This window comes from Agrobacterium sp. K11 (assembly GCF_059429395.1).
In genome coordinates, this window is the sequence record NZ_JCAHRB010000004.1 from 631,029 (window position 1) to 655,536 (window position 24,508).

The 24,508-nt window shown below is 57.5% G+C and carries 22 protein-coding genes and 1 pseudogene; 9 read left to right on the forward strand and 14 right to left on the reverse strand.

The window, feature by feature from the left end:
• The first annotated feature begins 9 nt into the window (after positions 1–9).
• A complete protein-coding gene (locus AC5SEO_RS12715) occupies positions 10–1,737 on the forward strand; it encodes a methyl-accepting chemotaxis protein (RefSeq protein ID WP_174068615.1) in 1,728 nt (575 codons plus the stop codon).
• Between the two features lie 58 nt (positions 1,738–1,795).
• Here the strand turns inward: AC5SEO_RS12715 and AC5SEO_RS12720 are convergent, their stop codons facing one another.
• From AC5SEO_RS12720 to AC5SEO_RS12765, 10 genes are all read right to left on the reverse strand, one after another.
• The gene (locus tag AC5SEO_RS12720) at positions 1,796–2,497 is read right to left on the reverse strand and encodes a ParA family protein (RefSeq protein ID WP_013636809.1); all 702 of its coding nucleotides are present in this window, start codon (positions 2,495–2,497) and stop codon (positions 1,796–1,798) included.
• Positions 2,498–2,614: 117 nt separating this feature from the next.
• Positions 2,615–3,703 carry a protein-glutamate methylesterase/protein-glutamine glutaminase gene (locus tag AC5SEO_RS12725; RefSeq protein WP_113472897.1) on the reverse strand — a complete coding sequence of 363 codons (1,089 nt, stop codon included), beginning with the start codon at positions 3,701–3,703 and terminating at the stop codon, positions 2,615–2,617.
• A gap of 12 nt (positions 3,704–3,715) precedes the next feature.
• Positions 3,716–4,585 (reverse strand): CheR family methyltransferase, encoded by an 870-nt coding sequence (locus AC5SEO_RS12730; RefSeq protein WP_065658622.1) that lies wholly within the window; start codon positions 4,583–4,585, stop codon positions 3,716–3,718.
• Positions 4,582–5,076 (reverse strand): chemotaxis protein CheW, encoded by a 495-nt coding sequence (locus AC5SEO_RS12735; protein WP_003514179.1) that lies wholly within the window; start codon positions 5,074–5,076, stop codon positions 4,582–4,584. The genes AC5SEO_RS12730 and AC5SEO_RS12735 overlap by 4 nt, the downstream gene beginning before the upstream one ends.
• Before the next feature lie 2 nt (positions 5,077–5,078).
• Entirely contained in the window at positions 5,079–6,896 is a 1,818-nt protein-coding gene (locus tag AC5SEO_RS12740) for a methyl-accepting chemotaxis protein (protein WP_174068616.1), read from the reverse strand.
• A gap of 1 nt (position 6,897) precedes the next feature.
• Positions 6,898–7,443 carry a chemotaxis protein CheW gene (locus AC5SEO_RS12745; protein WP_111783443.1) on the reverse strand — a complete coding sequence of 182 codons (546 nt, stop codon included), beginning with the start codon at positions 7,441–7,443 and terminating at the stop codon, positions 6,898–6,900.
• Positions 7,440–9,407: a chemotaxis protein CheA gene (locus AC5SEO_RS12750; RefSeq protein ID WP_174068617.1), complete on the reverse strand. Its 1,968-nt coding sequence runs from the start codon at positions 9,405–9,407 to the stop codon at positions 7,440–7,442. The genes AC5SEO_RS12745 and AC5SEO_RS12750 overlap by 4 nt, the downstream gene beginning before the upstream one ends.
• Positions 9,404–9,772 (reverse strand): response regulator, encoded by a 369-nt coding sequence (locus AC5SEO_RS12755; protein WP_013636814.1) that lies wholly within the window; start codon positions 9,770–9,772, stop codon positions 9,404–9,406. The genes AC5SEO_RS12750 and AC5SEO_RS12755 overlap by 4 nt, the downstream gene beginning before the upstream one ends.
• Entirely contained in the window at positions 9,769–10,095 is a 327-nt protein-coding gene (locus tag AC5SEO_RS12760) for a hypothetical protein (RefSeq protein ID WP_174068618.1), read from the reverse strand. Before AC5SEO_RS12760 ends, AC5SEO_RS12755 begins: the two co-directional genes overlap by 4 nt.
• Complete coding sequence (locus AC5SEO_RS12765; RefSeq protein WP_035198757.1) at positions 10,088–11,221, reverse strand: HD domain-containing phosphohydrolase; 1,134 nt, start codon at positions 11,219–11,221, stop codon at positions 10,088–10,090. Before AC5SEO_RS12765 ends, AC5SEO_RS12760 begins: the two co-directional genes overlap by 8 nt.
• A gap of 427 nt (positions 11,222–11,648) precedes the next feature.
• Between AC5SEO_RS12765 and AC5SEO_RS12770 the strand changes: the two genes are divergently transcribed.
• Positions 11,649–13,013 (forward strand): LLM class flavin-dependent oxidoreductase, encoded by a 1,365-nt coding sequence (locus AC5SEO_RS12770; RefSeq protein ID WP_174068619.1) that lies wholly within the window; start codon positions 11,649–11,651, stop codon positions 13,011–13,013.
• Positions 13,014–13,024: 11 nt separating this feature from the next.
• Positions 13,025–13,540, forward strand: a complete 516-nt coding sequence (locus AC5SEO_RS12775) for a flavin reductase family protein (RefSeq protein WP_174068620.1) — start codon at positions 13,025–13,027, stop codon at positions 13,538–13,540.
• Positions 13,541–13,563: 23 nt separating this feature from the next.
• Here the strand turns inward: AC5SEO_RS12775 and AC5SEO_RS12780 are convergent, their stop codons facing one another.
• The gene (locus tag AC5SEO_RS12780; protein WP_112154350.1) at positions 13,564–14,484 is read right to left on the reverse strand and encodes a LysR family transcriptional regulator; all 921 of its coding nucleotides are present in this window, start codon (positions 14,482–14,484) and stop codon (positions 13,564–13,566) included.
• Positions 14,485–14,613: 129 nt separating this feature from the next.
• On the opposite strand from AC5SEO_RS12780, the gene AC5SEO_RS12785 reads away from it, so the two are divergent.
• The 6 genes and pseudogenes from AC5SEO_RS12785 to AC5SEO_RS12810 all read left to right on the forward strand — a co-directional run.
• Positions 14,614–15,654 carry an aromatic ring-hydroxylating dioxygenase subunit alpha gene (locus tag AC5SEO_RS12785; protein ID WP_013636820.1) on the forward strand — a complete coding sequence of 347 codons (1,041 nt, stop codon included), beginning with the start codon at positions 14,614–14,616 and terminating at the stop codon, positions 15,652–15,654.
• 139 nt (positions 15,655–15,793) lie between these two features.
• Complete coding sequence (locus AC5SEO_RS12790; protein ID WP_080797682.1) at positions 15,794–17,755, forward strand: DUF2817 domain-containing protein; 1,962 nt, start codon at positions 15,794–15,796, stop codon at positions 17,753–17,755.
• Between the two features lie 71 nt (positions 17,756–17,826).
• The gene (locus tag AC5SEO_RS12795; protein WP_003514202.1) at positions 17,827–18,621 is read left to right on the forward strand and encodes a transporter substrate-binding domain-containing protein; all 795 of its coding nucleotides are present in this window, start codon (positions 17,827–17,829) and stop codon (positions 18,619–18,621) included.
• A 137-nt stretch (positions 18,622–18,758) separates the two neighbouring features.
• The gene (locus tag AC5SEO_RS12800; RefSeq protein WP_026330734.1) at positions 18,759–19,466 is read left to right on the forward strand and encodes an ABC transporter permease; all 708 of its coding nucleotides are present in this window, start codon (positions 18,759–18,761) and stop codon (positions 19,464–19,466) included.
• Between the two features lie 4 nt (positions 19,467–19,470).
• A complete protein-coding gene (locus AC5SEO_RS12805; RefSeq protein ID WP_013636823.1) occupies positions 19,471–20,157 on the forward strand; it encodes an ABC transporter permease in 687 nt (228 codons plus the stop codon).
• Positions 20,136–20,253, forward strand: a pseudogene (locus AC5SEO_RS12810) (S-(hydroxymethyl)glutathione synthase); the annotation flags it as partial. The gene AC5SEO_RS12805 and the pseudogene AC5SEO_RS12810, both read left to right, overlap by 22 nt.
• 58 nt (positions 20,254–20,311) lie before the next feature.
• Here the strand turns inward: AC5SEO_RS12810 and AC5SEO_RS12815 are convergent.
• From AC5SEO_RS12815 to AC5SEO_RS12825, 3 genes are read right to left on the reverse strand one after another with little or no spacing between them, the layout of a single operon-like run.
• Positions 20,312–21,733 (reverse strand): FAD-binding oxidoreductase, encoded by a 1,422-nt coding sequence (locus tag AC5SEO_RS12815; RefSeq protein WP_174068621.1) that lies wholly within the window; start codon positions 21,731–21,733, stop codon positions 20,312–20,314.
• The gene (hisC, locus tag AC5SEO_RS12820; RefSeq protein WP_112496043.1) at positions 21,730–22,851 is read right to left on the reverse strand and encodes a histidinol-phosphate transaminase; all 1,122 of its coding nucleotides are present in this window, start codon (positions 22,849–22,851) and stop codon (positions 21,730–21,732) included. The genes AC5SEO_RS12815 and hisC overlap by 4 nt, the downstream gene beginning before the upstream one ends.
• A gap of 41 nt (positions 22,852–22,892) precedes the next feature.
• Positions 22,893–24,002, reverse strand: a complete 1,110-nt coding sequence (locus tag AC5SEO_RS12825) for a 2Fe-2S iron-sulfur cluster-binding protein (RefSeq protein WP_174068622.1) — start codon at positions 24,000–24,002, stop codon at positions 22,893–22,895.
• Positions 24,003–24,508: the final 506 nt, after the last annotated feature.

Sequence of the window (24,508 nt, forward strand, 5' to 3'; positions counted from 1 at the left end):
AGTACCGTCGTGAAAAATCAACCAAAAGCTGAAGCCAGTGATCCGCAAGCTTACCTGACCGCGCGCCTTGCAACCGCACAGTCTCGTATCGAGAAGACCTTTCTCGAAGGCGGCTCCGTGCTCGTTTCAGTCATGGACATCCTAAACCAGCTCATCACCATATTGGACCGCATGACGGGTTCGATGGACGGCGATACCGCGGATGCGGCAATGGCCAACATGCAAAAGACCATTGAGGACATGGTCCGCCTGCCGGAAACCGAACAGTTGCGACAGGCCGCCTTCGTTGAAATGAGTTCCCTTTGCAAGTCTGCAAACGGCCATGTCGATGATATCCGCGAGACGATCCGTTACCTGAAAACCTTTGCGGTCACGGTAAAGATCACCGGCGCAGGCATCGCCGAATTTTCCTCCTTTGCCGAGGAAATCCGCGAACGCATCCATTTCGGCGGTACTGAAGTCGGCAAATTCGCGCAATATCTCGATCTCATGGACAAGCAGCTTGCCAGAGCGCGCGACGTCTCCTCCGCCATCGGCGCCGATTTCGAAGCAACGATCCCCGGCATCGTCGGAGGTTTGAAGACAAATTCCGGTCGCATCGGCGAACAGCATCGCGCCATGACGGCCATGGCGGCCAAGGTGAAATCCGTCGCGCAGGGCGTGCAGGGCAAGATAGCGGCAACGCTGTCCTCCCTCCAGATCGGCGACATCACCCGCCAACGTGTCGAACATGTGCAGACGACACTCGCCCTGTTCAGCGATTATCTGAATTCCGAAGAGGCGCTGGCGTTAAATTCCGCCGAAATGGACGCTCTTTACGACACCATTTTCGAGATGGTCAGCGCCCAGATCGACGAGATGGCAACCACCTTCCAGCAGGATTGCCGCAAGATTTTTGCAGGCATCTCAAGTTTCGCCGACGATGCCGCAACCATTCTTTCACTGCGCGACACCCTGGTGGAAGATGCTGCCAATGATGGCGGCAGCGCGTTGCAGCTGCTTGAGAAGGACATAGCAAAGGCGTGCGATCTGGCCGGGCGCGTTCAGGAAGGCATGGCGGATGCCAATGCGGTCGTCGCTTCCGTTACCGGTACCGCACAGGACCTGTTGCACGGCATTGAAGTGCTGCGCTCGATCAAGACTGAAATCCATTATATGGCGCTGAACTCAAACCTGCGCTGCTCGAAACTGGGCGACGAAGGCCGGTCGGTCAATGTCGTTAGCGGCGAGCTGCGGGTCTTTGCCGACAAGCTGGAAAGCCCGGCGGATTCGATCGTTGCCGATCTCCACCGGATCGAAAGCGTTATTACAAATCTGAAGACGGCTGAGAACCGGAGCGCCGGTGACCTGCGGGAACCATTGAGCGAAGCACTGGAAGCCATAAGCCACGCCAAGGGTCAGATGGAAACCGGTCTTCAGGATCTCGCCACGGAAGGTCAGGCCGTTTTCAGCCGCATCAGTGCCGCCGTGATCAAGCTCGATTTCGAAAGCGAACTCGGCGATGTCCTGAAAGAATGCCATCACGTGGCAAGCGGGCTGGCCGCCGGCGGCGCCGGAGACATTTCCGGCTTTGCGGAGAAAATCCAGCCGTTTTCGACACGCATCTACAAGATCTACACGATGGCGCAGGAGCGCGACGTGCATCTTCGCTACTTGCCGGTCGATCTTGCGCCCGGGCAGAAAGCACCCGCCGCCGTCGAAGATGACGACGATCTGTTTGCCGACGCGCTTTTCTAGAGCGTATTCGATCTAAACGGGATCGATCGGGCGCTTTTACTGCGCCGGGTTTCCGGCGTCAGGCCGCCTGCATCAGTTTGCCAGGGCTTTTCTTGCTGGAGGCCTCAAGGAGACGGAGAACCTCGGCGGCAAAAGCTTCGGCATTCTGCAGAGCCTTGTCGAGATTGCTGACATGGCCGGCTTTCATCATATGCAGGCATCCATCGAATTCGAACATATCGCGAAACGCAGAACGTTCGAAAATCGGCGTATCGAGAACACGTACATTCCTTTGCGCCAGCAGTTCCCGTGCGGCCAGAAGCGCGCGGGTCGTGACCAGCGGATTGACGCGGGTCAGCACGACGGAATGGTCGATCCGGATATTCGCCTTTTCATCGAGATAACGCAGCAGCTCCAGCACCTGCGCCCCGCCCTGCGCATCCATGGTGCTGCCCTGAACGGGTATCAGCACATGGTTGGAGAGACCTATCGCAGTCGCGAGCAGGGGCGATTGCGCACCGGGCAGGTCGATGATCACATGATCGAACGCACGGCGGCTGTCGATGACATGCTGCTGTAACGTCGCCGCCGTCACATAGGTGATGACTGAAAAATCGACACGCGCATCGGCCTTTTCACGCCAGCGGGAAATCCAGCGCTGTGGATCGGTATCGATGACGCAAACCCGTGATCCGCGCCGCGCCAGTTCGGACGCCAGGAGAAGAACCGCCGTGGTTTTCCCGGCGCCGCCCTTGGTATTCGCGAAGGTGATAACTGGCATGGCATGATCCGGAAAACTGGGCGGAGACGGTCATGCCTCGCGGAACGCACCTGTCGCATGGTGTTGCCGCCATCATTGGCGAGTTTGGTTAATGCCGGGTAAAAAAGGGTCGCGCCATCAGCGGCGGCGGTCTTCGGCCTGAATTTCCAGCGCGATCCTGTCGAGTGGCAGAACCTTGTCGACACCGCCATGGGCGATCGCTTCCTTCGGCATGCCGAAGACAACAGAGGATGCTTCGTCCTGCGCCACCGTGAAGGCGCCGGCCTGATGCATTTCCAGCATGCCGCGTGCGCCATCATCACCCATGCCTGTCATGATGATGCCCATGGCGTTGGCACCGGCGGCACGCGCGGAAGAACGAAACAGAACGTCCACCGAAGGCCGGTGTCGCGAAACCAGTGGCCCGGTGCGGACCGAAACGCGATAACGTGCACCCTGCCGCTCCAGCAGCATATGTCTGTCGCCCGGCGCAATCAGCACATGGCCGCGCAGCACCGGATCGCCGTCCTCGGCCTCCTTGATCTCGACATCGCAGAGACTGTTCAGGCGTTTTGCAAATGCGGCGGTAAATTTTTCCGGCATATGCTGAACGATCACGATGCCGGGTGAATTGGCCGGCAGCTTCATCAGCATTGCGCGCAACGCTTCCGTGCCGCCGGTGGATGCACCGACACAGACCACCATTTCAGTGGTGCGTGCCATGGCCTTGCCCGAAGGCGGCGGCAACACGGCATCGGCGGTCAGCTTGGCCTGCGGACCGCTTGCGGCAGCCGAACGCAGCGCCGCCCGCGCATTGCCGACGCGGGCGTGCGCCGCACTTTTGACGACCTCGCAGATGCGCGTGGCCTGCTCCGCCAGATGATCCGCAGCGCCTATCCTCGGCTTGAGGATGATATCGACTGCCCCCGCCTCCAGCGCCTGAAGCAGGGTTTCCGATCCGGCCTCGGTCAGCGACGAGCACATGACTACAGGGATCGGTTTCTGCGACATGATCTTGCGCAGGAAGGTGATGCCGTCCATGCGCGGCATTTCCACATCAAGCGTGATGACATCGGGAATTTCTTCCTGGATGCGCTTGGCCGCAACAAACGGATCGGCAGCGGCCCCGATCACCTCAATACCGGGATCGCTTTCGAGAACCTCGGTCAGGGTCTGCCGGACGCTGGCGGAATCGTCGACGATGAGAACGCGGATTTTGTTCGACATGGCTCTCTGCCGCTATTGCTTCTTGAAAACGGTATTGGCGACCTGCCGCAGGGGCAGGTCGATACCGGTTATCGTTTCGGAATGACCGATGAAAAGGTAACCGCCCGGCACCAGGCGCTTGCACAATTGAGTCAGGACGTGCACCTGCGTTTTTTTATCAAAGTAGATGAGAACGTTACGGCAGAAGAGAAGGTGCACCGCATCGCCGATCTGGTAGGTCGGGTCCATGAGGTTGAGGCGGGCAAAACCGATCTTGGAACGCAGCCGCGGCACGATCCGAACCTCCCGTCGTCCGGCATCGACCGACCGCATGACATATTTCCGCATCATGTCGGCCGGAACCGGTTCGAGCAGTTCACGGGCATAGATACCGCTATGGGCTTTCCTGAGCACATCAGTGGAAAGGTCGGTCGCAAGGATACTGAAATTGTTGATGACCTGTTTCTCGGCCGCTTCGGCCAGCACCATCGCCATGGTATAGGGTTCCGCACCCGTCGAACAGGCGGAACTCCAGGCACGGATACGCCCATGGCCTTCACCCGCAAGTGCAGGCAAAGCGAATTTCTCCATGTAGTCGAAATGGTTCGGCTCACGGAAAAAATCCGTCTTGTTGGTCGTCACCACGTCAATCAGGTAGATCGCTTCCTCTTCCAGCCCGTCTTCGCGGAAGAGGAAATTGCAATATTGAGCGAAGGTGGCATGCCCCGTGGCGCGAAGGCGCTTGCGCAGACGCCCTTCCAGCATGGTGCGCTTGCTGTCCGGCATCTTTATGCCGCTGTAATTGTAGATGTATTCGGCGAGCAGCCGGAAATCCCGCTGACTCAGGCCATCATGCGCGGAGCTGGCAGCAATGGAGGCATCCACGGAAAGGGCTCTCCTCATGCCGCCTGAACCGGTGTGCCGCCCTGGCGGGCAATGGCATTTTCTTCGTTCGAGAAAAGCTTTGCAAGATCGATGATGACGACGAAATCACCTTCCCGGCGAACCACACCTGCAATGTAGTCGGAGTTCCAGTGAACGCCGATATCGGGTGCCGTTTCCATCTGGTCGCGACGGAACGGCGTCACCTCGAACACCTTGTCCGCCACAAGACCTATCGCCAGCGTGCGGGATGGAAACGGAATATCCAGCACCAGCACACGGGTATGGGGTGTCCGCACGCTGCGGCTCATTCCGAGCCGCAGCCGCAGATCGATGATGGGCACACCCTGCCCGCGCACATCTCTCAGACCCAGCAGATATTCAGGACTATGCGGAATTTTGAACGTGTCCTCATAGTCGAGGATTTCACGGACGACCGCGACGGATACCGCAAAGACCTCCTCACCGAGGCTGAATGTCACGAACTGGCCTTCTGAAGATGTGCTGGTCATGGTCAGGCGCTTTCGCGGAAATCCGCGTCGTCAGCATCGGGACCGCCCATGGACATATCCAGTGCGAAACCTTTGACGCGGGCTTGCTGGGCGCTGACGGTATTGCCCGTCTGCGGTTTGCGAACGGGGGCCGGCTTCATCGCCGGACGGGTCGCAGCAGGCTTTGCGGCAGGCCGATGTGCGGCCTGTGCGGGGCGCGACGAGACGCTTGAGGTATCCACCTTGAAGAAGGCGATACTGCTCTGCAACTCTTCGGCCTGTGCGGCCAGCTCTTCCGAAGTCGCAGACATTTCCTCCGAAGCGCCGGAGTTCTGCTGCGTCACCTTGTCAAGCTGCTGGATTGCCTCGTTGATCTGGGAGGCGCCGATATCCTGCTCACGGCAGGCGGCGGAGATTTCGGCGACCAGCTCGGCGGTCTTGCGAATGTCCGGCACCAGACGGTTAAGCATGTCGCCCGCTTCGGTTGCCACCTGCACGGTCTCGCCGGAAAGCGAGCTGATCTCGCTGGCAGCAGCCTGGCTGCGTTCGGCGAGCTTGCGCACTTCCGATGCCACGACAGCAAAACCCTTGCCGTGTTCTCCAGCGCGCGCCGCCTCAACGGCGGCGTTCAGCGCCAGAAGATCGGTCTGGCGGGCAATTTCCTGCACGATGGAAATCTTCTCGGCGATGGTGCGCATGGCGACCACGGCACGGTTGACGGCTTCACCGCTGGCTTCGGCGTCCTTGGACGACTGACGCGCGATCTTTTCCGTTTGCGCGGCATTGTCGGCATTCTGCTTGATGTTGGCAGCCATCTCTTCCATCGAGGCCGAGGCCTCTTCGGCAGACGATGCCTGCTCGGTCGCGCCCTGGCTCAGCTGTTCGGAGCTGGCCGACAGTTCCTGGCTGCCGGAGGACACATTGTCGGAAGCGGAAAGCGCATCGGCGACAATGCCACGCAGGCGCTCAACCATCCGTTCCAGCGCAAGGCCGAGAGTATCACTGTCGGACAGGGGTTTCGGCATGACGGTAAGATCGCCATCCGCAATCCGGTCGGCAATGCCTGCGGTATTGCGCAGATTGCCCGTCATCGTGTTGATGCGCGCAACGAGATCCTTTATCTCGTCATTGGTCTTGATCTCGACATTCTGATCGAGATCGCCGATCGCAACCGCCTCAGCCACGGTCATGATCTTGCGCAATCCGCTGCTGATGCCGAGCGCGATCCAGAATGCTGTCGCGATGGCGATGAGTACGGCAACGACCGATGCACTGACCAGCAGGGTGCGGGTCTGCTCATAGTCATCAGCCGCCAATTGCTTCGATTCTTCAAGACGGTCGCGGTTCATCTTGACGCCCTCGCCCAGTTTCCCGGTCAGGGCATTGGCAGCGTCACGGCCCTTGCCGGACGAGTACGACGCGGCGAGCGACGTATTGCCCTGCGCAACCAGTTCCCGGACGTGATCATCACTGGCCTCGAAAGCCTTGGTGATGGCCTGCAGATCCGTCCAGAACGCACGCGTCTCGGCGCTGGCGGTGGCTGCCATATCATTCAGCATGGCCGTCAACTGGTCGCGACTTTCGTTACCGGCCGCCTTGAAAAGCTGGGTTTCCTCCGGCGAAGCAGCAAGGATGATATTCTTCTGCGACCGGACAGTTGCCAGCGCCAGTGCGTTCATCTGGTGAACCTTGTCGAGGCGCACGACGGTGCCATCGACCACATCGTCCATGGCATTCTTGGCGATACCGAGGCTGTAGATGCCATAGCCGGCCGTTCCGGCAAGCATCAGGATCAGAAAGCCGAAGGCAACCGCCAGCTTCATCTTGATTGTAAATCGCATCTCAATGCTCCTTGGAAAGTTCGATGACGTTGCCACGCGCGCCGGACGAAACCGGTCCGGACTCGCGATGCCCCGTGAAAATTGCTGTCAGATTTGGAAGAATGACGAACTCGCTGCCGCGTTTGATGAGGCAATGGATGTAATCCGCCCGCCACCGCATGCCGACGCTCGGCGGCGGTTCGCTGGCTGCCCGGCTGAACGTGGTCACCTCGTTGACCTTATCGGTCCTGATGCCGATCAATGCCGGCTCGCCATCAAACGGGAGTTCTATGACGACGATACGGCTATCAATGGTTCGCTCGGTGGCTTCCATGCCGAATGCAAGACGGATATCGGCCAGAGGGATGACCTTGCCCCGGAAGTTGATAACACTCGCCACGAAGGCTTTAGCACCGGGAACGGCGGTTTCGGGCAGAAGATCCAGAATTTCCCGTACCTTCACCGCCTCGATGGCGAAGGTCTCGCCCGCGATGTTGAAGGTCAGAACTTCCACGGCGTCGGACACGCCCCAAAACTCGTCCGTCTGCTTCAAGAGAGACTGGTTCATCCCGCGGCCCGCAATCGCGCCTCCTGTTGTTGCCCCGCCATCACCAGATGTGCGACATCGAGGATAAGGGCGACATTGCCGTCACCGAGGATGGTCGCGCCGGAGAATGTCGCGACGTCATGGTGCAGTTTCGACATGGCCTTGATGACCGTCTGGTGGTCACCGATGATCTGGTCGACCACAAGCCCGACCCGCTCGGAGCCGGTGGAAATGACGACGATCTTCTGGAACTGATCCGGCTTGGTTCCGGTGTTGAACAATTCGCGCAGGCGAATGAAGGGAACGAGGCTCTCGCGCAGTGAAATGAAGGACCGGCCCCGCGAACGAATATCGTCGTCAGGCGACAGTTCCAGGCATTCCTCCACCGCCGGCAGCGGAATGACGTAGCAACCATTGCCGACCCGCACCAGCAGGCCGTCGATGATGGCCAGAGTCAACGGGATCGCCAGCGAAACTTCCGAACCCGCGCCCGGCGTGCTGGTAACGCTGATCGTGCCGCGAAGGGCCTCGACACTCTTCTTCACCACATCCATGCCGACACCACGGCCGGAAAGACTGGTAACTTCAGAGGCTGTCGAAAAGCCCGGCTGGAAGATCATCTGCAGCAGTTCCTGATCGCTGACCTGCGCGTTCGGAGCCAAAAGGCCGGAAGCCTCAGCTTTTGCCCGGACGCGCTGGCGATCGATGCCACGGCCATCGTCACGGATGGTGATCGTCACATCACCGCCCGACTGGCGGGCAATGAGGGTGATCCGCCCCGTCGCCGGTTTGCCGGCCGCCACACGCTCATCGCTTTTTTCGAGTCCATGGTCGCAGGAGTTACGGACAAGGTGCACGAGGGGATCAGCCAGGCGTTCGATCACCGCCTTGTCGACCTCTGTGCCTTCGCCCTCGGTCTCCAGCTCGATCTGTTTGCCCGTTTCCCGCGCCAGGTCATGGATCAGACGGCGGAACCGACCAAAAAGCTGGGCGATCGGCACCATTCGCAAGACCATCATCGTATCGCGAAGTTCTCCGGAAAGACGTTCGACATCCTCCGAAACAGAGCGCAAAAGAATATCGACGCTGCTACCCGCCAGCTGCGAAAGGCGGGACTGGGCAATGACGAGTTCACCGACCCGATCCATCAACTCGTCAAGTCTTTCGGCAGGCACCCGCACGTTTTCGGCCGCCTTGCCGCCCTTCGGATCGGCGGCGACCTTTCTGGCTTGCGGCAGGATTTCGGAAACGGGCAGCTCTTCTTCGACAACCGCTTCGATTGCGCGGATATCGATCTCCATGTCATCCATCACGAAGATGAAAACGTCGTCGATTGCCGATTGCGGCTGCTCGGTCGTCAGCCGGACTGTCCAGCCCAGATGGAGATCGCTCGGATTGAGGGCGTCGAGAGACGGCACCGTCGAGGTGTCGGCAACGATTTCACAATCGCCGAGTTCGGCCAGCTCATCGAGAAGACCGAGCGGATTGGTTCCGTTTGCCATGGCATTGACGGGCAACCGGAACCGGATTTCCCAAGTGGCAGCTTTTGCCTTTGCCTGCTTCCTGGCGAGATTCTGCGCCGGAACATGTGTCAGGACACCGCCATCGCCACGAGTGCCGACTGCCGCACGAAGCTTGGCGAGCAGCTGCTCTCCAACATCACCCTGCACACCGTGCGGATTGTCGACCAGCGCCTGCATATGATCCTGCGCTTCAAGAACGGCTGCGACCAGTTCGCTAGTTGCCGGAACCTCGCCCTTGCGCACCCGGTCAAAGGCGGTTTCGCAATGGTGGGTGAAAGCTGCAAGCGCCTCGAACCCGAACATTGCCCCGGACCCCTTCAATGTATGCAGTCCGCGGAAAACGGCGTCGATCTGATCCTGATCGGTCAAATCGTGAAGCAGATCGAGAAGGCCACCCTCGATTTGCTCGAAAAGCTCCGCTGCCTCCGTTCTGAAAACCTGAATAGGGTCCAGCGTCGTCATTTTCCGAGGACCTTTCTGACGATCTTGACCAGATGTTCGGCATCGAAGGGCTTGGTCAGCCAGCCGGTGGCACCGGCGGCCTTAGCGCGCGCCTTCATGTCCGCATCGGATTCCGTCGTCAAAAAGATGATCGGAATGCCGGTATGAGCCGGAGATTGCCGAAGCGCCTCAATCATCTCGAGACCATTCATGTTCGGCATGTTGAGATCAGTGACGATGAGGTCGAAATTCGCGGCCTTCGCCTTGGCAAGACCGTCCTGCCCATCAACGGCCTCGGTAATCTGGTAGCCCGCGCCTGTGAGGGCGATCTTCGTCGTCATGCGAATGCTGGCGGAATCGTCGACCGTTAAAATATGTGCGCTCATGATATGTCCTTTCCATGCAACCAGAACTGGCGGGAGGCTTCATCCATCCGCGACAGGAAACCGCCCCGCCGCAATGTCTGCAAAACCTGACCGTCAGCCGGCTCGTTCAATGTTATCGTCTTGTTGTTCTGCGCCGCGAAATTGCGCGAGGCTTCCATCAGCTGCACGAAGCTCAAATCCGCATCCGCATCCTTGGGCACCTCGACCACCAGCCTGTCGGTGTCTTTGAGACGGTCGAGAAGAAGACCGTGTGCCGACGCAATCGACCGTATGGAAAGCGCTTGCGGCATCTTCAGTGTGTCGTTCGTGGTTTCATCAAACATGGGGAGTCTCCCGAACGGCTGCGGCTTGCATGCCGCCATCCGCCCTGATCGGTTGTTCTTCCGGTGTTTCGAGGCTCGGCACTTCGATCTCCAGAACGCCGTGGCCCGTCATGAGCCTCTCGATCAGCGTCCATTGGCGCTGGAACGCCGCGACGCAAGCGGGATCGAAATGGCTGCCGCTCTGCGCGACAACATGCGCATAGGCCTCTTGGGTCGACCACGCCTTCTTGTAAGGGCGCTCGGAGCAGAGAGCCTCAAAGACGTCCGCAATGGCGACGATACGGGCTTCCAGCGGAATGCCATCACCCGACAAGCCGTGTGGATATCCCGTTCCATCCCATTTTTCGTGATGGCCACCTGCAATCGCCTCGGCTATGCGCAGCAGGTCGGATGAACCGTTTTCGAGAATCTGCACACCGATACCGACATGTTTTCGCATTTCGGTAATCTCATCAGGCGTCAGGCGACCCGGCTTCAGCAGCACGCTGTCGGAAATTCCGATCTTGCCGACATCGTGCAAGGGTGCCGCGAGATAGATCATGCGGCAATGCTCGTCATCGAGGCCGAGATCCTTTGCCATCAGCATGCTGATTTGCGCGACGCGGGAAATATGGTCGCCGGTGTGGCCGTCGCGGAATTCGATGGCCCGCGCCAGGCGCCAGATGATTTCTTCTTCGCGGGCCGCGAGTTGCCGGGTGGCCTTGCGCACCTCATCCACAAGGCTGCGCGCCTGTCCGGCAAGATCGCGCTGCGCCTTGCGCAAGGCGAGAAGGTTGCGCACCCGCGCCTTCAGCTCCACCGGGTCAAAGGGCTTGTGGATGAATTCCGTGACACCGCTCTCTATCGCTTCGATAAGGACAGGCCGGCCTCTTTCCGATGTGATCATGATAACAGGCACATGCGCGAAATGCTCATACGTATTCAGTGCCTTGAGGAGCTGTATGCCGTTATATTTCGGCATCGTATAATCCACCACAAGCAGATCGACCGCATTGTTGCGGCAGAATTCCAACGCCTCCGTGGGATCGGTGAAGCCCACGATGGTGCCGACATCCGGAAGCCCGCGGACCGTCGCTTTCAGGGCAACAAGAATCGACTTGCTGTCATCGACCAATACGATTTGCACTTGTCCTCGCTATCATTGGATTGCGGGCGAATAGACGCGCGAACTCCTCGGCTTTCACCGAGCGAATTCAACGGATCTGGAAACATTTTTTTGGGAAAAGACGACCGCGTCATGTGGTCATGAAAATGAAGCGCCTGCGCGAAATTCGCCTGCGAAGACAACTTCTTATATGAATAAATTGACCAGATGTTGGTTAACAGCGACTTAAGTGTGACTTATGAATACTTATAGTGAAGCGCCATCATCAGGCCTTCCTACGGGAATGTGATCCTGTTGCGTGGCGCCGCAGCCTCTCGGGCTGATGCGCAGACGCGCCACTAATCCTTGTTAGTATTTCTAACCTACGGAGAAGATTTCGGCCGATTGTTGCAGCGTTGATCCTCGAATAGCCTGAGACCAGAATTGGTATCAGGCAAAAGAGGGAACGATGTCGAAACGGCAGGACAAGATCAAGCTCGGAACCTTTGTTTACACGTTCGGCTTCCATGCAGCCGCATGGCGGCACCCGGCAAGCAAGGTAACGGCAGCAACCGACTTCAGCCACATGTTGAATGTGGCCAGAATTTCTGAAGCTGCCAAATTCGATTTCATGTTCCTCGCCGATTCCGCTGCGGCTGCCGTTGGTGACCCCGACGCCCTGGCGCGCAGCCCGACCAAGCAGAACCGGTTCGAACCGCTTTCTCTTATCTCGGCACTTTCGGTGATGACGGAAAGACTGGGTTTGGTCTCGACGGTATCGACGAGCTATTATGAACCCTTCAATGTCGCCCGGATTTTCGCGTCTATCGATCAGCTGAGCCGGGGACGCGCCTGCTGGAATGTCGTCACCTCCGATCATGACGAGACCGGCTACAACTTCAATCGTCAGGGTCTCGATCCTCACGCCGTCCGTTACGAGCGCGCGCAGGAATTCATCGACGTAGTGTTCGGCCTATGGGACAGCTTTGAACGCGACGCGTTGCTGCTCGATCGCGAAAGCGGCGTTTATTATGACAAGGCCAAGCACCATACCCTCAATCATGTCGGCAAGCATTTTCAGGTGCGCGGCCCCCTCAACATTGCGCCTTCCGAGCAGGGGCGGCCTGTTATTGCTCAGGCCGGCGGCTCCGAGGCCGGAATGAACCTTGCTGCACGGACGTCTGAAATCGTCTTCAGCCTGGCATCCAACATCGAGAGCAACAGGGCTTTCTACCAGAACGTCAAAGGACGTATGCCGGCATTCGGTCGCGATCCCAACGATCTCAAGGTCATGCCGGGAATTGTCGTCAATGTCGGGGAGACCGAGACCGAGGCGAAGGCAAAAGTCGATTTTCTCATCGACAGCCTGCATCCGGACGTGGGTCGGTTGATGCTTTCGGAGTTCCTCGAAGCCGACCTTCGTGGCGTTCCCCTCGATCAACCATTTCCGATGGACCGGCTGCCCGCCGAGCCGAAAGGCTCGCGCAAGATGTTTGACCAGCTCGTCGAGTTCGTCAAACAAGGACAGACAGTGGGACAATTGATCCGTCACTACGCAGAACGCCACACCGGAAACGGAATAACCGGGACACCAAAACAGCTCGCAGACTACATGGAAGAGTGGTTCGAAACCCGTGCCGCCGACGGTTTCATTCTTATGTTCCCGACACTTCCCGCAAGCCTGGAAGATTTCGTCCGCCTTGTCTTGCCGGAGTTGCGGCGGCGCGGACTGTTTCGTGAGGAATATGAAGGATCGACGCTGCGCGAGAACCTGGGGCTTTCGATGCCTGCCAACCGTTACACGGCCGCCAAAGGCGATAAAGAGCGCATATGAAGGAGCCGATCATGGTGGACCAGATGAAAATGCAGGTGCCGTCTCCGGGCGCTGACCTCTTCAAATCCTCCATGCGGAATCTGGCGGGTGCCGTTTGCGTCATCACGACAGGCACGGGTGAAACACGAACCGGCTTCACCGCAACATCCGTCACAGCACTTTCTGCGGATGGCCCAACTGTGATGGTCGCACTCAATCGTGGATCCTCGTCCTGGGAAATCGTCGAGAAAGCCAGACGGTTTTGCGTCAACGTCGTCGCTGAAGGTCAGGAAAACGTCGCCCACTCATTCTCGGGTTTTAATGGCCTTAAGGGTGCCAGCCGCTACGATGGCGCCGTCTGGCACACGATGGCGTCAGGCGGCCTTGCGCTGGATGGCGCTCTGGCAAGTCTGGACTGCGAACTCGAAGACGCGATCATCCATCGATCCCATGTGATCCTGGTCGGCCTCGTCCGGTCGATAAGGACGCATGACGATGCCCGGCCACTTCTGTACTGGCGCGGAGAATATCAACACATCAGAAAGTGATATCCCGAGCGGTAGGCCCTTAGTCACGCACTGCGGTTCGGAGACGATGCGACAGACTGCTTTTTCGCGATCGCCATCACCCACATATGAAATTCTCTTCCGTAGGGCTTATCGAAAACGGAACGATCCCATGCCAGATAGTAGCTCTCGGGAAGCGGAAGGCGGATGTCGAAAGGAACAACAAGTGTACCGGCCTGCAACTCGTCCTCGATCATCGAGACCTGAGCCAGCACGAAGCCGTGTCCGTTGACCGCAGCGTCGATTGCGTTGCTCGACAGCGCGAAAAACAGGCTCGAGAGTTTTTCATTCACGGTCGCGCCAACCAGCTGCGCCCACTCGCTCCATTGTGGTGGACGGCTGTAATGGGCTTCCCACTCGATATTGAGCAAAGGGAATTTGAGAAGGTCGGCGGGCGCCGATAATGTCCGTCCCCCGAGCAAACGCGGCGAACATGCGGGAACCACCCAATCCGTATAAAGCGGCACGAAATGCGCGTGCACCTCTGCCCGCTTTCCATAGGTTATGCGAAAATCGCTCTGGCCGCCCGACAGGCTGGGTTCGTCATCCTTGCCGATGATACGGACATTGGCTTCCGGATAGAGAGCCTGCCACTCGAAGATCTTGCGGCCGATCCACTTGTTCACCACCGAGCTGAGCGCAGTCAGCACGATGCCGGTCTGGCTCCGCGCCCGTTCGAGAACATCGACGGAATGATTGAGCTGGCTGAAGCCTTTGGCGACTTCCTTGTGAAGAAGAACACCCCACGACGTCAGTTCCACACGGCGTCCGATACGTTCGAGGAGCGTAACGCCGAGATGGTTCTCAAGCTTGCGCACCTGTTGGCTGATGGCACTGGGTGTTACGCCCAGTTCTTTGGCGGCCGTGCTCATCGTGCCGCACCTTCCTACGGCTTCGAAAGCTTGCAGGGCATGGAGTGGGGGCATAGCCAATAGAGTATCTCCAGTTCTGCTTTTTGTTAAGTTTTTCTAAACAAAAACGCAACGAAAATCCGCTTGTTCCGCATCGCAACAAGGAAAATACTGATCCGATTAAAGCGAGAACGGGGGAAGAAAATGTTTCTCAAGAATGCTTGGTACGTCGCCACCTGGGATCACGAAATCGGACGAGACCTGACACCCGTAACGATGCTCGGCGAAAATATCGTCCTTTATCGTCTTCAGAATGGCAAGCTTGCAGCGCTCGAAGATGCCTGTCCCCATCGCAAGCTCCCCTTGTCCATGGGGCGTATCAAGGGCGACGACGTCGAATGCGGCTATCACGGATTGACCTTCGACTGTTCCGGCGCCTGCACCCGCGTGCCGGGTGCAGAGCGTATTCCACATGTGGCCTGCGTCCGCTCCTACCCGGTGGAGGAACGTTACGGGCTCGTCTGGGTCTGGATGGGTGAGGCCGCGAAAGCCGATCCCGCAGAGATTTTCCATGTCGAACATTTCGGTGATCCGTCCTGGGGCGTCAATCGCGGCGAGTCGATGACGATCAACTGCAATTACCTCTACATGACGGACAATCTGCTGGACCCATCCCACGTCGCATGGGTACATCAGAGCTCGTTCGCCAGTTCCGCCTGCGAAGAAACACCATTGGAAACAACGGTGAAAAGCGATGGCGTCGTCGTCTGGCGCTGGATGCTGGATTCAGATCCAGCCCCCTTCTACGCACCGTTCCTGCAATTTGAGGGGAAATGCGATCGAAAACAGCATTACGAGGTTCGCTACCCCAGCAATGCCATCATCAAGGCCATCTTTGCACCATCAGGCTCCGGTGGCGAAGGCCGCGAATTGCCAGCCAATACGTTCTTGATGGACAGCTACAATTTCATGACGCCAGTCGATGAGAACCGCACGAAGTATTATTGGTTTCAGATGCGAAATTTCGCGCCCGACGACCCGGACGTTTCAGCGCGCTTCGCAACATCCGTACGCGGCGCATTCGAGGAAGACCGTGTCGTGCTAGAGGCGGTCCACCACGGGATCGCGAACAAGAAGACTCCAAACCTCGATCTGAAGATCGATGTCGGACCGCTGCGGTTCAGACGCAAGCTTTCACAGATGATCGATAGCGAGACCATGAATGTCGTCGCTGCCGCGGAGTAAGCGCCTGCGCCGGAACGACTAACGATATGGTCTTCGCCTGCTCAAATGTATCAGGCGGAGATGGCAAAAAAATAATAACCGGGAACATAGCTGGTGATCGGCAAAAGCCGACGCCCGCCACAAATCGGGAGTATCCTTGATGCGCCACATCAGGCAGCCTGAGCTCTATTCAGTGGACTATAATGTGCTGCGGCAACGTTTTCTTTCCGCTGCGCGCCGGTCGAATGCTGCGTTGTTCGAATATAAGCATCCATTGCATGGCCCAGGTGGAGAGCACCTTTTCACGGATGTTGCATATCTGGGCGAACGCAACGCGTCAAAAAAACTCGTCATCTTGTCCGGCACGCACGGAGTTGAGGGGCAATTCGGATCGGCTTGCCAGGCTGAATGGCTTGCCGCAAATAACCCTTTACCGCTTCCTCCCGATACGGCTGTGGTGATGATCCATCTGATCAACCCATGGGGAACAGCATGGAGCCGACGGGTCAACGAGGACAATGTCGATCTCAACCGAAACTTCGTTGACTGGAAGAGAGCCGTTCCACGAAACGAACGATACGCCCCACTCCATAATGCATTTGTCTGCGCCGAGTGGGATGGACCCGATCGTGACCGTGCCGATCAACTGCTGAGAGATGCCAAGGCCGCTTTAAATGGTCACGCCGGGATCGCCGCGATTATCGAAGCAGGCCAATACGACTTTCCAGACGGACTGTTTTATGGCGGCAACGGCCCGACATGGTCGAACCGCACCCTCAACGATATCTTGAGCACTTTCGTCAGTGGCGCGTCGGATGTCGTCGTCTTCGATCTTCACACCGGTGCAGGCCCTTACGGATATCCCGCACTGCTATCCGTGGCGGAAGAGGACCATGCCGGTCTGGAATGGGGCAGGAAAACCTATGGGCACGCACTCGCGGTCGTGATGACCGGCAATGGCGCAACGACCGATACCGGCATTGCGGCAACGGCTACGGGCTACGTTTCAGCAGCGGTCTGCAAATCCTTGCCCGAGAGCCGCGTATTGCCGCTGGTAATCGAATGCGGAACCCTTGAAGGCCCGGTGGTGATGGACGCCGTGCAGGCCGATAACTGGCTGCATCTTTTCGGGAATATCGAATCTCCGCTTGGGCAGAAAATCAAGAAGACGCTGAGAACGGCGTTCATTCCTGACGATCCCGAATGGCAGCAGAACTGTCTTGGGACAAGCTTGCGATATTTCGACCGCGCGCTGACCGCACTTGCCTCGGTTACTCCCCCGGCTTCAAAGGGCGCACCCGCTCCGGCTTTGGTGAGCGACTGGCCACCGGCCGTGCCTGTGAACACCAAACGCCATGAACGGCCAGCCGTTGAAGTTCATGATCTCCACAAAAGTTTCGGCACGCACGAAGTCCTGTCGGGCGTGGGGCTGAGTGCCGATCCCGGCGAAGTCGTTTCGATGATCGGCTCGTCAGGTTCCGGCAAGAGCACGTTTTTGCGCTGTATAAACCTGCTTGAACAGCCCAGCAGTGGAACGATCGTCGTTGATGGCGAGGAAATACGAATGAAGGGCGGAGCGAATGGCCGTTCGCAGCCAGCAGACATGCGCCAGGTCGAAAGAATTCGCGCCCGCGTGGGAATGGTATTCCAGAACTTCAACCTCTGGCCCCACATGTCCGTGCTTGAGAACATCATCGAGGCTCCCGTCCATGTTCTTGGCGAGCGTCGCCAGGATGCAATCGACCATGCCCATCAGTTGTTGAAGAAAGTGGGACTGTCGGAAAAGCATGCCCAATATCCCGGGCAGCTCTCCGGCGGCCAGCAGCAACGTGCGGCCATCGCAAGAACACTGGCCATGCGGCCAAAAGTCATCCTCTGTGACGAACCGACATCCGCTCTCGACCCCGAACTTGTGGGAGAGGTCCTGCGCGTGATCCGTCAGCTGGCAGAAGAGGGCAATACCATGATCCTCGTGACGCATGAAATGCAGTTTGCGCGCGAGGTATCTCACAAGATTCTCTTCTTACACAAAGGAAAGGTGGAGGAAGAGAGTACCCCGGCGGAATTGTTCACCAATCCGCGATCGGAACGCCTGCGTCAGTTTCTGTCGCGAACGTTATGACGTGATCCGCTGTGCCGGCGCTGTGTCCGGCAAATCAAACTCAACAAATAACCAAATAGGGGAATTCGCATATGAATCTGAAAGTCCTGTCACTCGCCCTGCTTCTTGCAGGCGTCAGCACGGCGCACGCTGCCGAAGGCGAATTGTCGATCGGCACCGAAGGTGCCTATCCACCATGGAGCATGGCCGATGCTGCCGGCAATGTAACCGGCTTCGACGCCGATGTCGGCAACCTGCTCTGCACGAAGCTCGCCGTGAAGTGCCGGTTTGTCGTGCAGGCCTTTGATGGCCTGATCCCTGCCCTCAAGGCGAAGCGCTTCGACGTCATCATCTCCGGGATGTCGATTACCCAGGATCGAAAAAAGGAAATCAATTTTTCGGTCGGATATGCTGAGCTGGCAAACATGTTCCTCGTTCCCAAGACGTCCGATCTCGCCGGTATCAAGGATATCGACACTTTGTTGAAGGGCTTGGACGGCAAGACGATCGGCGTTCAAACCGGCACGACGCACGCCCATTTCATCGAAAAGCGGGTGCCGAATGCCAATCTCAAAACCTACGACACGCTCGACAATATGCAGATCGATCTCGCAAGCGGCCGCGTTGAGGCAGCATTTGCAGACGCCTCTGCACTTCAGGATTTTCTCGCCAAGCCCGAAGGCAAGGACTTTCAGTTTGTCGACGTGAAAGTTCAGAGCAAATTCGATTCCACCCTCGGCGAAGGGATCGGCGTCGGTATTGCCAAGGAGAACACCGAGCTGAAGACGAAGATCGACAAGGCACTGTGCGAGCTCGTCGCGGATGGTTCGATCGGCAAAGCGAGCCAGAAGTGGTTCAAGATGGATATCTCCAGACCCTGCAACTAAGACCCCTGCCCCGCTCTTCCCAGAAGTGCGGGGCAACCACTCAATCGCAACCTGACAGGGTGCGCACGGTCGAAGACGCTGACGATGCCTGCTGCCAAAAAGGCAAGTGAGTGCGCAGCAAAACCAAGGCAAATCCAATGGAGTCTAGTCTGATCCTAGTTTGGCAGGGTGGTTGGATAAGAGCCATTCTGCAGGGGGCCGCAATAACGATTGCCGTCGGTACGGTCAGCATGCTTGTCGGTGCGTTGATCGGAACCTTGTGCGGGGTCATCAAGTGGGCGCGGATATTCCCGCTGACACTTGTGGTAGACGCCTATACCTCTCTCGTGCGGGGGGTGCCTGAACTGCTTATCATCTATCTGCTGTTCTTTTCTTCCGTGCAATTCGTGACACAGGTTGCCACAGCTTTCGGATATGCTGCCCTTGCGGACAGCGGATATGCCTTCATCATTGCCATCATTGCCATTGGTACGATTTCAGGCGCCTACTCGACCGAGGTTATCAGGGGAGCATTGGCTTCCATCCCGACGGGACACATCGAAGCTGCGCGCGCACTGGGGATTCCCGGGCGCCGCATCTTCAGGCGCATCATCATCCCGCAAATGCTACGCATTGCCATCCCCGGCATGAACAATGTCTGGCAGACAACCATCAAGGACACGGCACTGGTATCGGTTGTCGGGCTGCAGGAACTGATGCGCGCCGCCTCGGTTGGCGCCGGTAGCACCCGCAATCCCCTGATTTTCTTTCTTATCGCAGCCGTCGTGTATTTCGCGATCACCATCATAAGCCAGGCTGGATTCGACAGGGTCGAACGCCTGATGAGACTAAGGGCGAGGAAGTAACGCGATGGATATCGAATTCCTGAAAACATCGATGCCTTTCCTCTTGAAAGGGCTTTCCACAACGGCGACCATAACCGCGATATCTGTCGCGATCGGTTTCAATCTCGGCCTTGGTCTTGCGCTCATGCGGCTGTCCGAAAACCGTTTCCTTGCCGGGTTTGCAAAATATTACAGCATGGTCTTTCGCGGTACGCCGCTGCTTGTACAACTGTTCCTGTTTTACTACGGGCTTGGCCAAATTGGATTTATCAAAGGCAATGCCATAACGTGGTGGGTGATTAGTGATGGTGCGCGCTGCGCGGTCATGGCGATGGCGCTCAACACAGCCGCCTATACATCGGAGATTCTGCGAGGCGGATTATTATCGGTTCCCGCGGGTCTCAAGGAAGCGGCCAAAGCCACGGGAATGTCACCATTTATGCGTTTCCGCCGGATCGAATTCCCGCTCGCCATTCGCCAGGCTCTGCCTGCTTACGGCAATGAGCTGATCCTCGTCGTCAAGGGTACGAGCCTTGCCTCGACAATCACGGTTCTCGAGATCACGGGATATGCAAAGCGCCTGATGAGCCAGACATTCGCGATTTTCGAGGTTTTCGCCCTGGCCGGTGCCATCTACCTCGTCATCAACCTCACCCTCGTCATGCTCATCCGCATGCTTGAGGCACATCTGATGCGACACGAAGCGCGCTGAAGGCCAGTAGTCTCGAACCTTACGACTGCCTGTCATCCGCATTGATGGACTATATCGCCACTTGGACAGCCAAAAAATGGCGTTCTGGCGAACTGAAACGTAGTCGCCTATGTCGTGTCAGCGCCGCGCGCCTAAAGAGCGCGGCGTTGTCATGTCAGCCGGTGACTTTGCCGGGGTTAAGAGTGCATCCGCCATCGATTGCGGCCTTGATCTGCGTCATCAGGGCAAATTTTACCGGGTTCGCTGTCTCTCGCAACGAATGAATGCGTTTGGAGCCGATCCCATGTTCCGCCGAGAACGAACCACCCGATTGCGTCAGGTCGCGGTAGAGAACGGATTCGATGGCAGCAATCTTGGCGGGCGTCAGAGCTGTCCCGGCTGCATTGAGAACAATGTGAAGATTGCCATCGGCAATGTGGCCGAAGAGGTAGGGGTCGAGGAGAGGATCGATTGACCGAAGCTCCGGTACGCAGCGAGCCACATATTCTCCGATCTGCGACAAGGGGATGGAGACATCAAAGGACGGCGCAGCCGGATATCTGCGATAGATAAGGTCCGTGTCCTCCCTCAGACGCCACAACTCTGCTTCCTGTGCCTTCGATGTTGCGACGACAGCGGACACGTTCGGATAGGTTTCATACAGCTCCTCGTAAATCCGGCCGAGCTCCATCTGAAGCTGTTCCTCGTCACCGCCGCCCAGAGACATGATGAGGTTGAGAGGATAGTCAGGGGCATAATCTGGCGCCGACCAAAGGTGCTCGCCCGCCGTCAGGGAGAAAAACGAATTCCAGATCGCTTCCGCCGCACGCATGTGGCCATACCTCACGGTCAACCCCAGCCTGGTTGCATCAAGAGCCGCTTCAACGGAGGGAAACCCAAAAAGTGCGGTGGCGGTTGCTGCGGGAACCGGCTCCAGCTTGATGGCAACCCTGGTCACTATACCAAGCGTACCCTCGGCCCCGATGAAGAGATGCTTCAGATCGTATCCTGCGGCGTTCTTCACCACGCGTGTCAGGTCGGAATATATCGAGCCATCAGGCAATACGACTTCCAGCCCGAGCACGCGATGTCGCATCACCCCATATCGAAAAGCAGAAATCCCGCCGGCATTGGTCGAGACCATTCCGCCAATCGTGGCAGAACCACGCGATGGCAAGTCGATGCCTGGCTCGAGACAATGCTCCGATGCGGCCGCCTGCAACGCTTGAAGCGTAACGCCCGCCTCCACAACGGCAACCCGCTCATCTGGATAGATTTCCACGATCCGGTTCAGCCGGGCGGTCGACACCACGATTTGACCGGGGACGGACACACCCCCGCCAACAAGCCCGGTTCGGCCACCCTGTGGTACAACCGATATACCATGGGCAACCGCAGTTTTTATGATCGACGCAACCTCGTGCGGAGATGAAGGGAAAGCAACCGCATCCGCACCGAAATTCGCAGGCGTTACGCCATAATCGAGATTGGCAACGGCATCACCGCGTTTCAGGTTCGACAGGCCGATAATCTGGTCGATTTCATTGAGAAACGCGGCGGACAAATCCCGTGTTGAGGCGGTATTGTGTTCGATCATGACGCGACTTTTGCCTCAGGAAGCTTATCTTTGAGTGAGTGTAACGCTTCGAGAAAACGGTCGTTTTCCGCAGGGAGCCCGACGGTCACACGAATGAAGCTGGCGAACCCCGGTTCTTTCCAGGGTTTGACGATGACGCCATGGGACAGGAAATGATCGAAAGCGATCGAACTGTCGCAACCAACATCGATGAAGAGAAAATTCGTCTGAGAGTCCGGAACGAAAAGATCAAGCGAGGCGATTGCCGCAGCCATGCGCCTGCGCTCCTTGACGACGCTCTCGACTGAGACCCGCATCCAGTTTTCGTCATCGAGCGCGGCAACTGCGGCCAATTGCGCGGCTGCATTGACGTTGAACGGTGTTTTTGCAGATGACATGGCCTGTGCCAGCCGCTCATCGGAAGCCACGGCATATCCGACGCGCAACCCAGCCAGCCCATAGGCCTTCGAGAAGGTTCTGAGCACGACCCAGGAGATAGCGCTGTCAGCCAGTGTCTTAAGCCCATCTGGCGTATTCCCGTCGCAGAATTCGAAATAGGCTTCGTCGAAAACAAGCAAGGTCTCTTTCGGGACGGCTGCAATGAGGCTTGAGAGCTGATCCTGTCGCAACGCCGGGCCCACGGGATTGGAAGGCGAGGAGATGAAGAATATCGATGGCTTTTCGCGCAATGCGGTCGTCATCGCTTCAAGATCAAACCGAAGATCCTTCGTCATCGATATCTTGATGATTTTCGCACCATTTGCTTTGGGTTCGATTTCGTGAAGGCCGAAACCAGGTATCATCGCGACCACGGTAGCATCGGGACGCAGGACCGCGCGACAAACGGCAGCAATCATCTCTTCCGAGCCGTTTCCAATGACAATCCGGTTTCCGGCAACGCCGAGCTTTCGACTAAGCGCATCACGCAAGATCACACAGGCAGGATCCGCATAGCGTGAAGGGTCGAGACTGGCCAGCGCAGCGGTTACCTTCGGAGAGCAGCCATATGGATTCTCATTGCTGGCAAGGGCCGCAATTTCGGCCAAACCCGTCTTGCTTCGCGCAACGGCGATATTCATTCCAGCATTATAAGGCGGGAGTTCAGCAACGTGCGGGTTGAGTCTGAGTGTATCGGCCATGGGTTGATCTCGCTGATTTGGATAAACGCTGGAATCTGGTTTCAGAGGTCGAGTACGACTGAACTCACGGGCTTGGAACAACAGAGGAGAATCTGCCCGGACGGCACGTTATCCAGCGGCTCTTCCACATATTCAACGTCGCCGGACACAAGGTTTTGGACACAGCTGCCGCAGACACCCGCGCGACAGGAGAATGCTGGCTCAATACCCCGGCTCTCCAGAAAGCTCAGGATGGATTCCGAGGCTGAATCCCACTCGAATCTGGCATTTGACTTTCCGAGAACAATCTCGATGCCGGAGTACTCAGGCTCTGACGCCACCGGAGCAACAGTGAGGCTGAGGTTTGCTTCCTTCTTCGGCTGCGATGGCGAAAGCAGGGAGGCAGGCCCGAAAAACTCGTAGGCAATCTTGCTTTTCTCCAAGCCGAGGGAGAGGAGCAGGTCATACATCGCCTGCATGAACGGCGGTGGTCCGCACATATAGACTTCGTAATCGTCCAGCGGCAGAAACGACTGCAAGGTCTCCCGCGTGATGAAACCGGCGGAATGGAACAGCCCGGCTTTAGCATCCTCGTCGGTCGGAAAACGATAACAGTAATGAATATGGACGTTGCTGCGCTGTTCAGCGAGCACCCGTACTTCTTCACGCAGCGCATGGGTAGCAGCCCCGTCGCAGGCATGGACGAACCAGACGGGCCGATCGCTTTCCGCAACCAGGACCTTCAACATGGATATCGTAGGTGTCAGCCCGACGCCACCGGACAAGAGAATAACCGGTCGCTGACTGGCCTTGTCGAGTTTGAAGGCACCACGCGGCCTGTCAATATGGATGACCGCACCCTCTTCTACGGCGTCATGGAGCCAGCACGAAACAAGACCATCGGCCATATCGGGCGCTAAAGCGGCCTCCCGTTTCACGGTAATACGATAGACCCCGATCTCATTTGGTCCTGACGAAACCGTGTAATTCCGGACAAGCGGTTCTTTGCCTTCGGGATGCGGTATCTGGATCGTCAGAAACTGGCCCGCCTCAAAAGTACACCAATCCGCAGGATCGACAGGCGTGAGGTAAAATGACGTGATCGTGGCACTCTCGCGCACCTTGCGCTTTACCTCGAACGGGCGAAAACGTGGATCCAGGCGGGTCGTCATGATTTGCTTGTCCTGATGATTGCAATATCCGGAAATCTACAGATCGCCTCGAGAGCCCTCCCCGTGAGATCGCTCAAAGCTTGCGTCAACCTGCAGACGATCAAAGGTTTTCGCGGGAGGCAGAACTTCCTCAAAAACTCGCTGGCAATTTGGTCTTCACCAATTTGCAGCCCCAAGGCCTCACCTCAATTTATCCCTCTGACAAATCTCATTATTTGCGCGTCAACAAAGAGAGACAATCCCGCCACAGATGGGTTTTTGTTTAGAAAAGCTAAACTATGGGGGTTTGAACCGGCGCGAGCAACTCTGGATTTGCGCCCTCGTTTTTACCGGGATACGCCAAGCAGAACGTGATCTTCATAACCAATCGTTAGATAGTTGCAGCTCCGCGAGCAGGGTATAGGCCTAGCTGCACGCTATCAGAGCCCCACGTGGCTATACCGCCAGCAAGTCATTTGCGGTATCCAAGGCCCTAAACGCAAGGCGCCCTCCGGGATGGGAGGGCT

Coding starts and splice junctions, on each gene's coding strand:
- AC5SEO_RS12720 (WP_013636809.1), bottom strand. CDS start 2,497: ATGCCAGTTATCACCTTCGCGAATACCAAGGGCGGCGCCGGGAAAACC.
- AC5SEO_RS12725 (WP_113472897.1), bottom strand. CDS start 3,703: ATGTCGAACAAAATCCGCGTTCTCATCGTCGACGATTCCGCCAGCGTC.
- AC5SEO_RS12730 (WP_065658622.1), bottom strand. CDS start 4,585: ATGAGGAGAGCCCTTTCCGTGGATGCCTCCATTGCTGCCAGCTCCGCG.
- AC5SEO_RS12735 (WP_003514179.1), bottom strand. CDS start 5,076: ATGACCAGCACATCTTCAGAAGGCCAGTTCGTGACATTCAGCCTCGGT.
- AC5SEO_RS12740 (WP_174068616.1), bottom strand. CDS start 6,896: ATGCGATTTACAATCAAGATGAAGCTGGCGGTTGCCTTCGGCTTTCTG.
- AC5SEO_RS12745 (WP_111783443.1), bottom strand. CDS start 7,443: ATGAACCAGTCTCTCTTGAAGCAGACGGACGAGTTTTGGGGCGTGTCC.
- AC5SEO_RS12750 (WP_174068617.1), bottom strand. CDS start 9,407: ATGACGACGCTGGACCCTATTCAGGTTTTCAGAACGGAGGCAGCGGAG.
- AC5SEO_RS12755 (WP_013636814.1), bottom strand. CDS start 9,772: ATGAGCGCACATATTTTAACGGTCGACGATTCCGCCAGCATTCGCATG.
- AC5SEO_RS12760 (WP_174068618.1), bottom strand. CDS start 10,095: ATGTTTGATGAAACCACGAACGACACACTGAAGATGCCGCAAGCGCTT.
- AC5SEO_RS12770 (WP_174068619.1), top strand. CDS start 11,649: ATGTCGAAACGGCAGGACAAGATCAAGCTCGGAACCTTTGTTTACACG.
- AC5SEO_RS12775 (WP_174068620.1), top strand. CDS start 13,025: ATGGTGGACCAGATGAAAATGCAGGTGCCGTCTCCGGGCGCTGACCTC.
- AC5SEO_RS12780 (WP_112154350.1), bottom strand. CDS start 14,484: ATGCCCCCACTCCATGCCCTGCAAGCTTTCGAAGCCGTAGGAAGGTGC.
- AC5SEO_RS12785 (WP_013636820.1), top strand. CDS start 14,614: ATGTTTCTCAAGAATGCTTGGTACGTCGCCACCTGGGATCACGAAATC.
- AC5SEO_RS12790 (WP_080797682.1), top strand. CDS start 15,794: ATGCGCCACATCAGGCAGCCTGAGCTCTATTCAGTGGACTATAATGTG.
- AC5SEO_RS12795 (WP_003514202.1), top strand. CDS start 17,827: ATGAATCTGAAAGTCCTGTCACTCGCCCTGCTTCTTGCAGGCGTCAGC.
- AC5SEO_RS12800 (WP_026330734.1), top strand. CDS start 18,759: ATGGAGTCTAGTCTGATCCTAGTTTGGCAGGGTGGTTGGATAAGAGCC.
- AC5SEO_RS12805 (WP_013636823.1), top strand. CDS start 19,471: ATGGATATCGAATTCCTGAAAACATCGATGCCTTTCCTCTTGAAAGGG.
- AC5SEO_RS12815 (WP_174068621.1), bottom strand. CDS start 21,733: ATGATCGAACACAATACCGCCTCAACACGGGATTTGTCCGCCGCGTTT.
- hisC (WP_112496043.1), bottom strand. CDS start 22,851: ATGGCCGATACACTCAGACTCAACCCGCACGTTGCTGAACTCCCGCCT.
- AC5SEO_RS12825 (WP_174068622.1), bottom strand. CDS start 24,002: ATGACGACCCGCCTGGATCCACGTTTTCGCCCGTTCGAGGTAAAGCGC.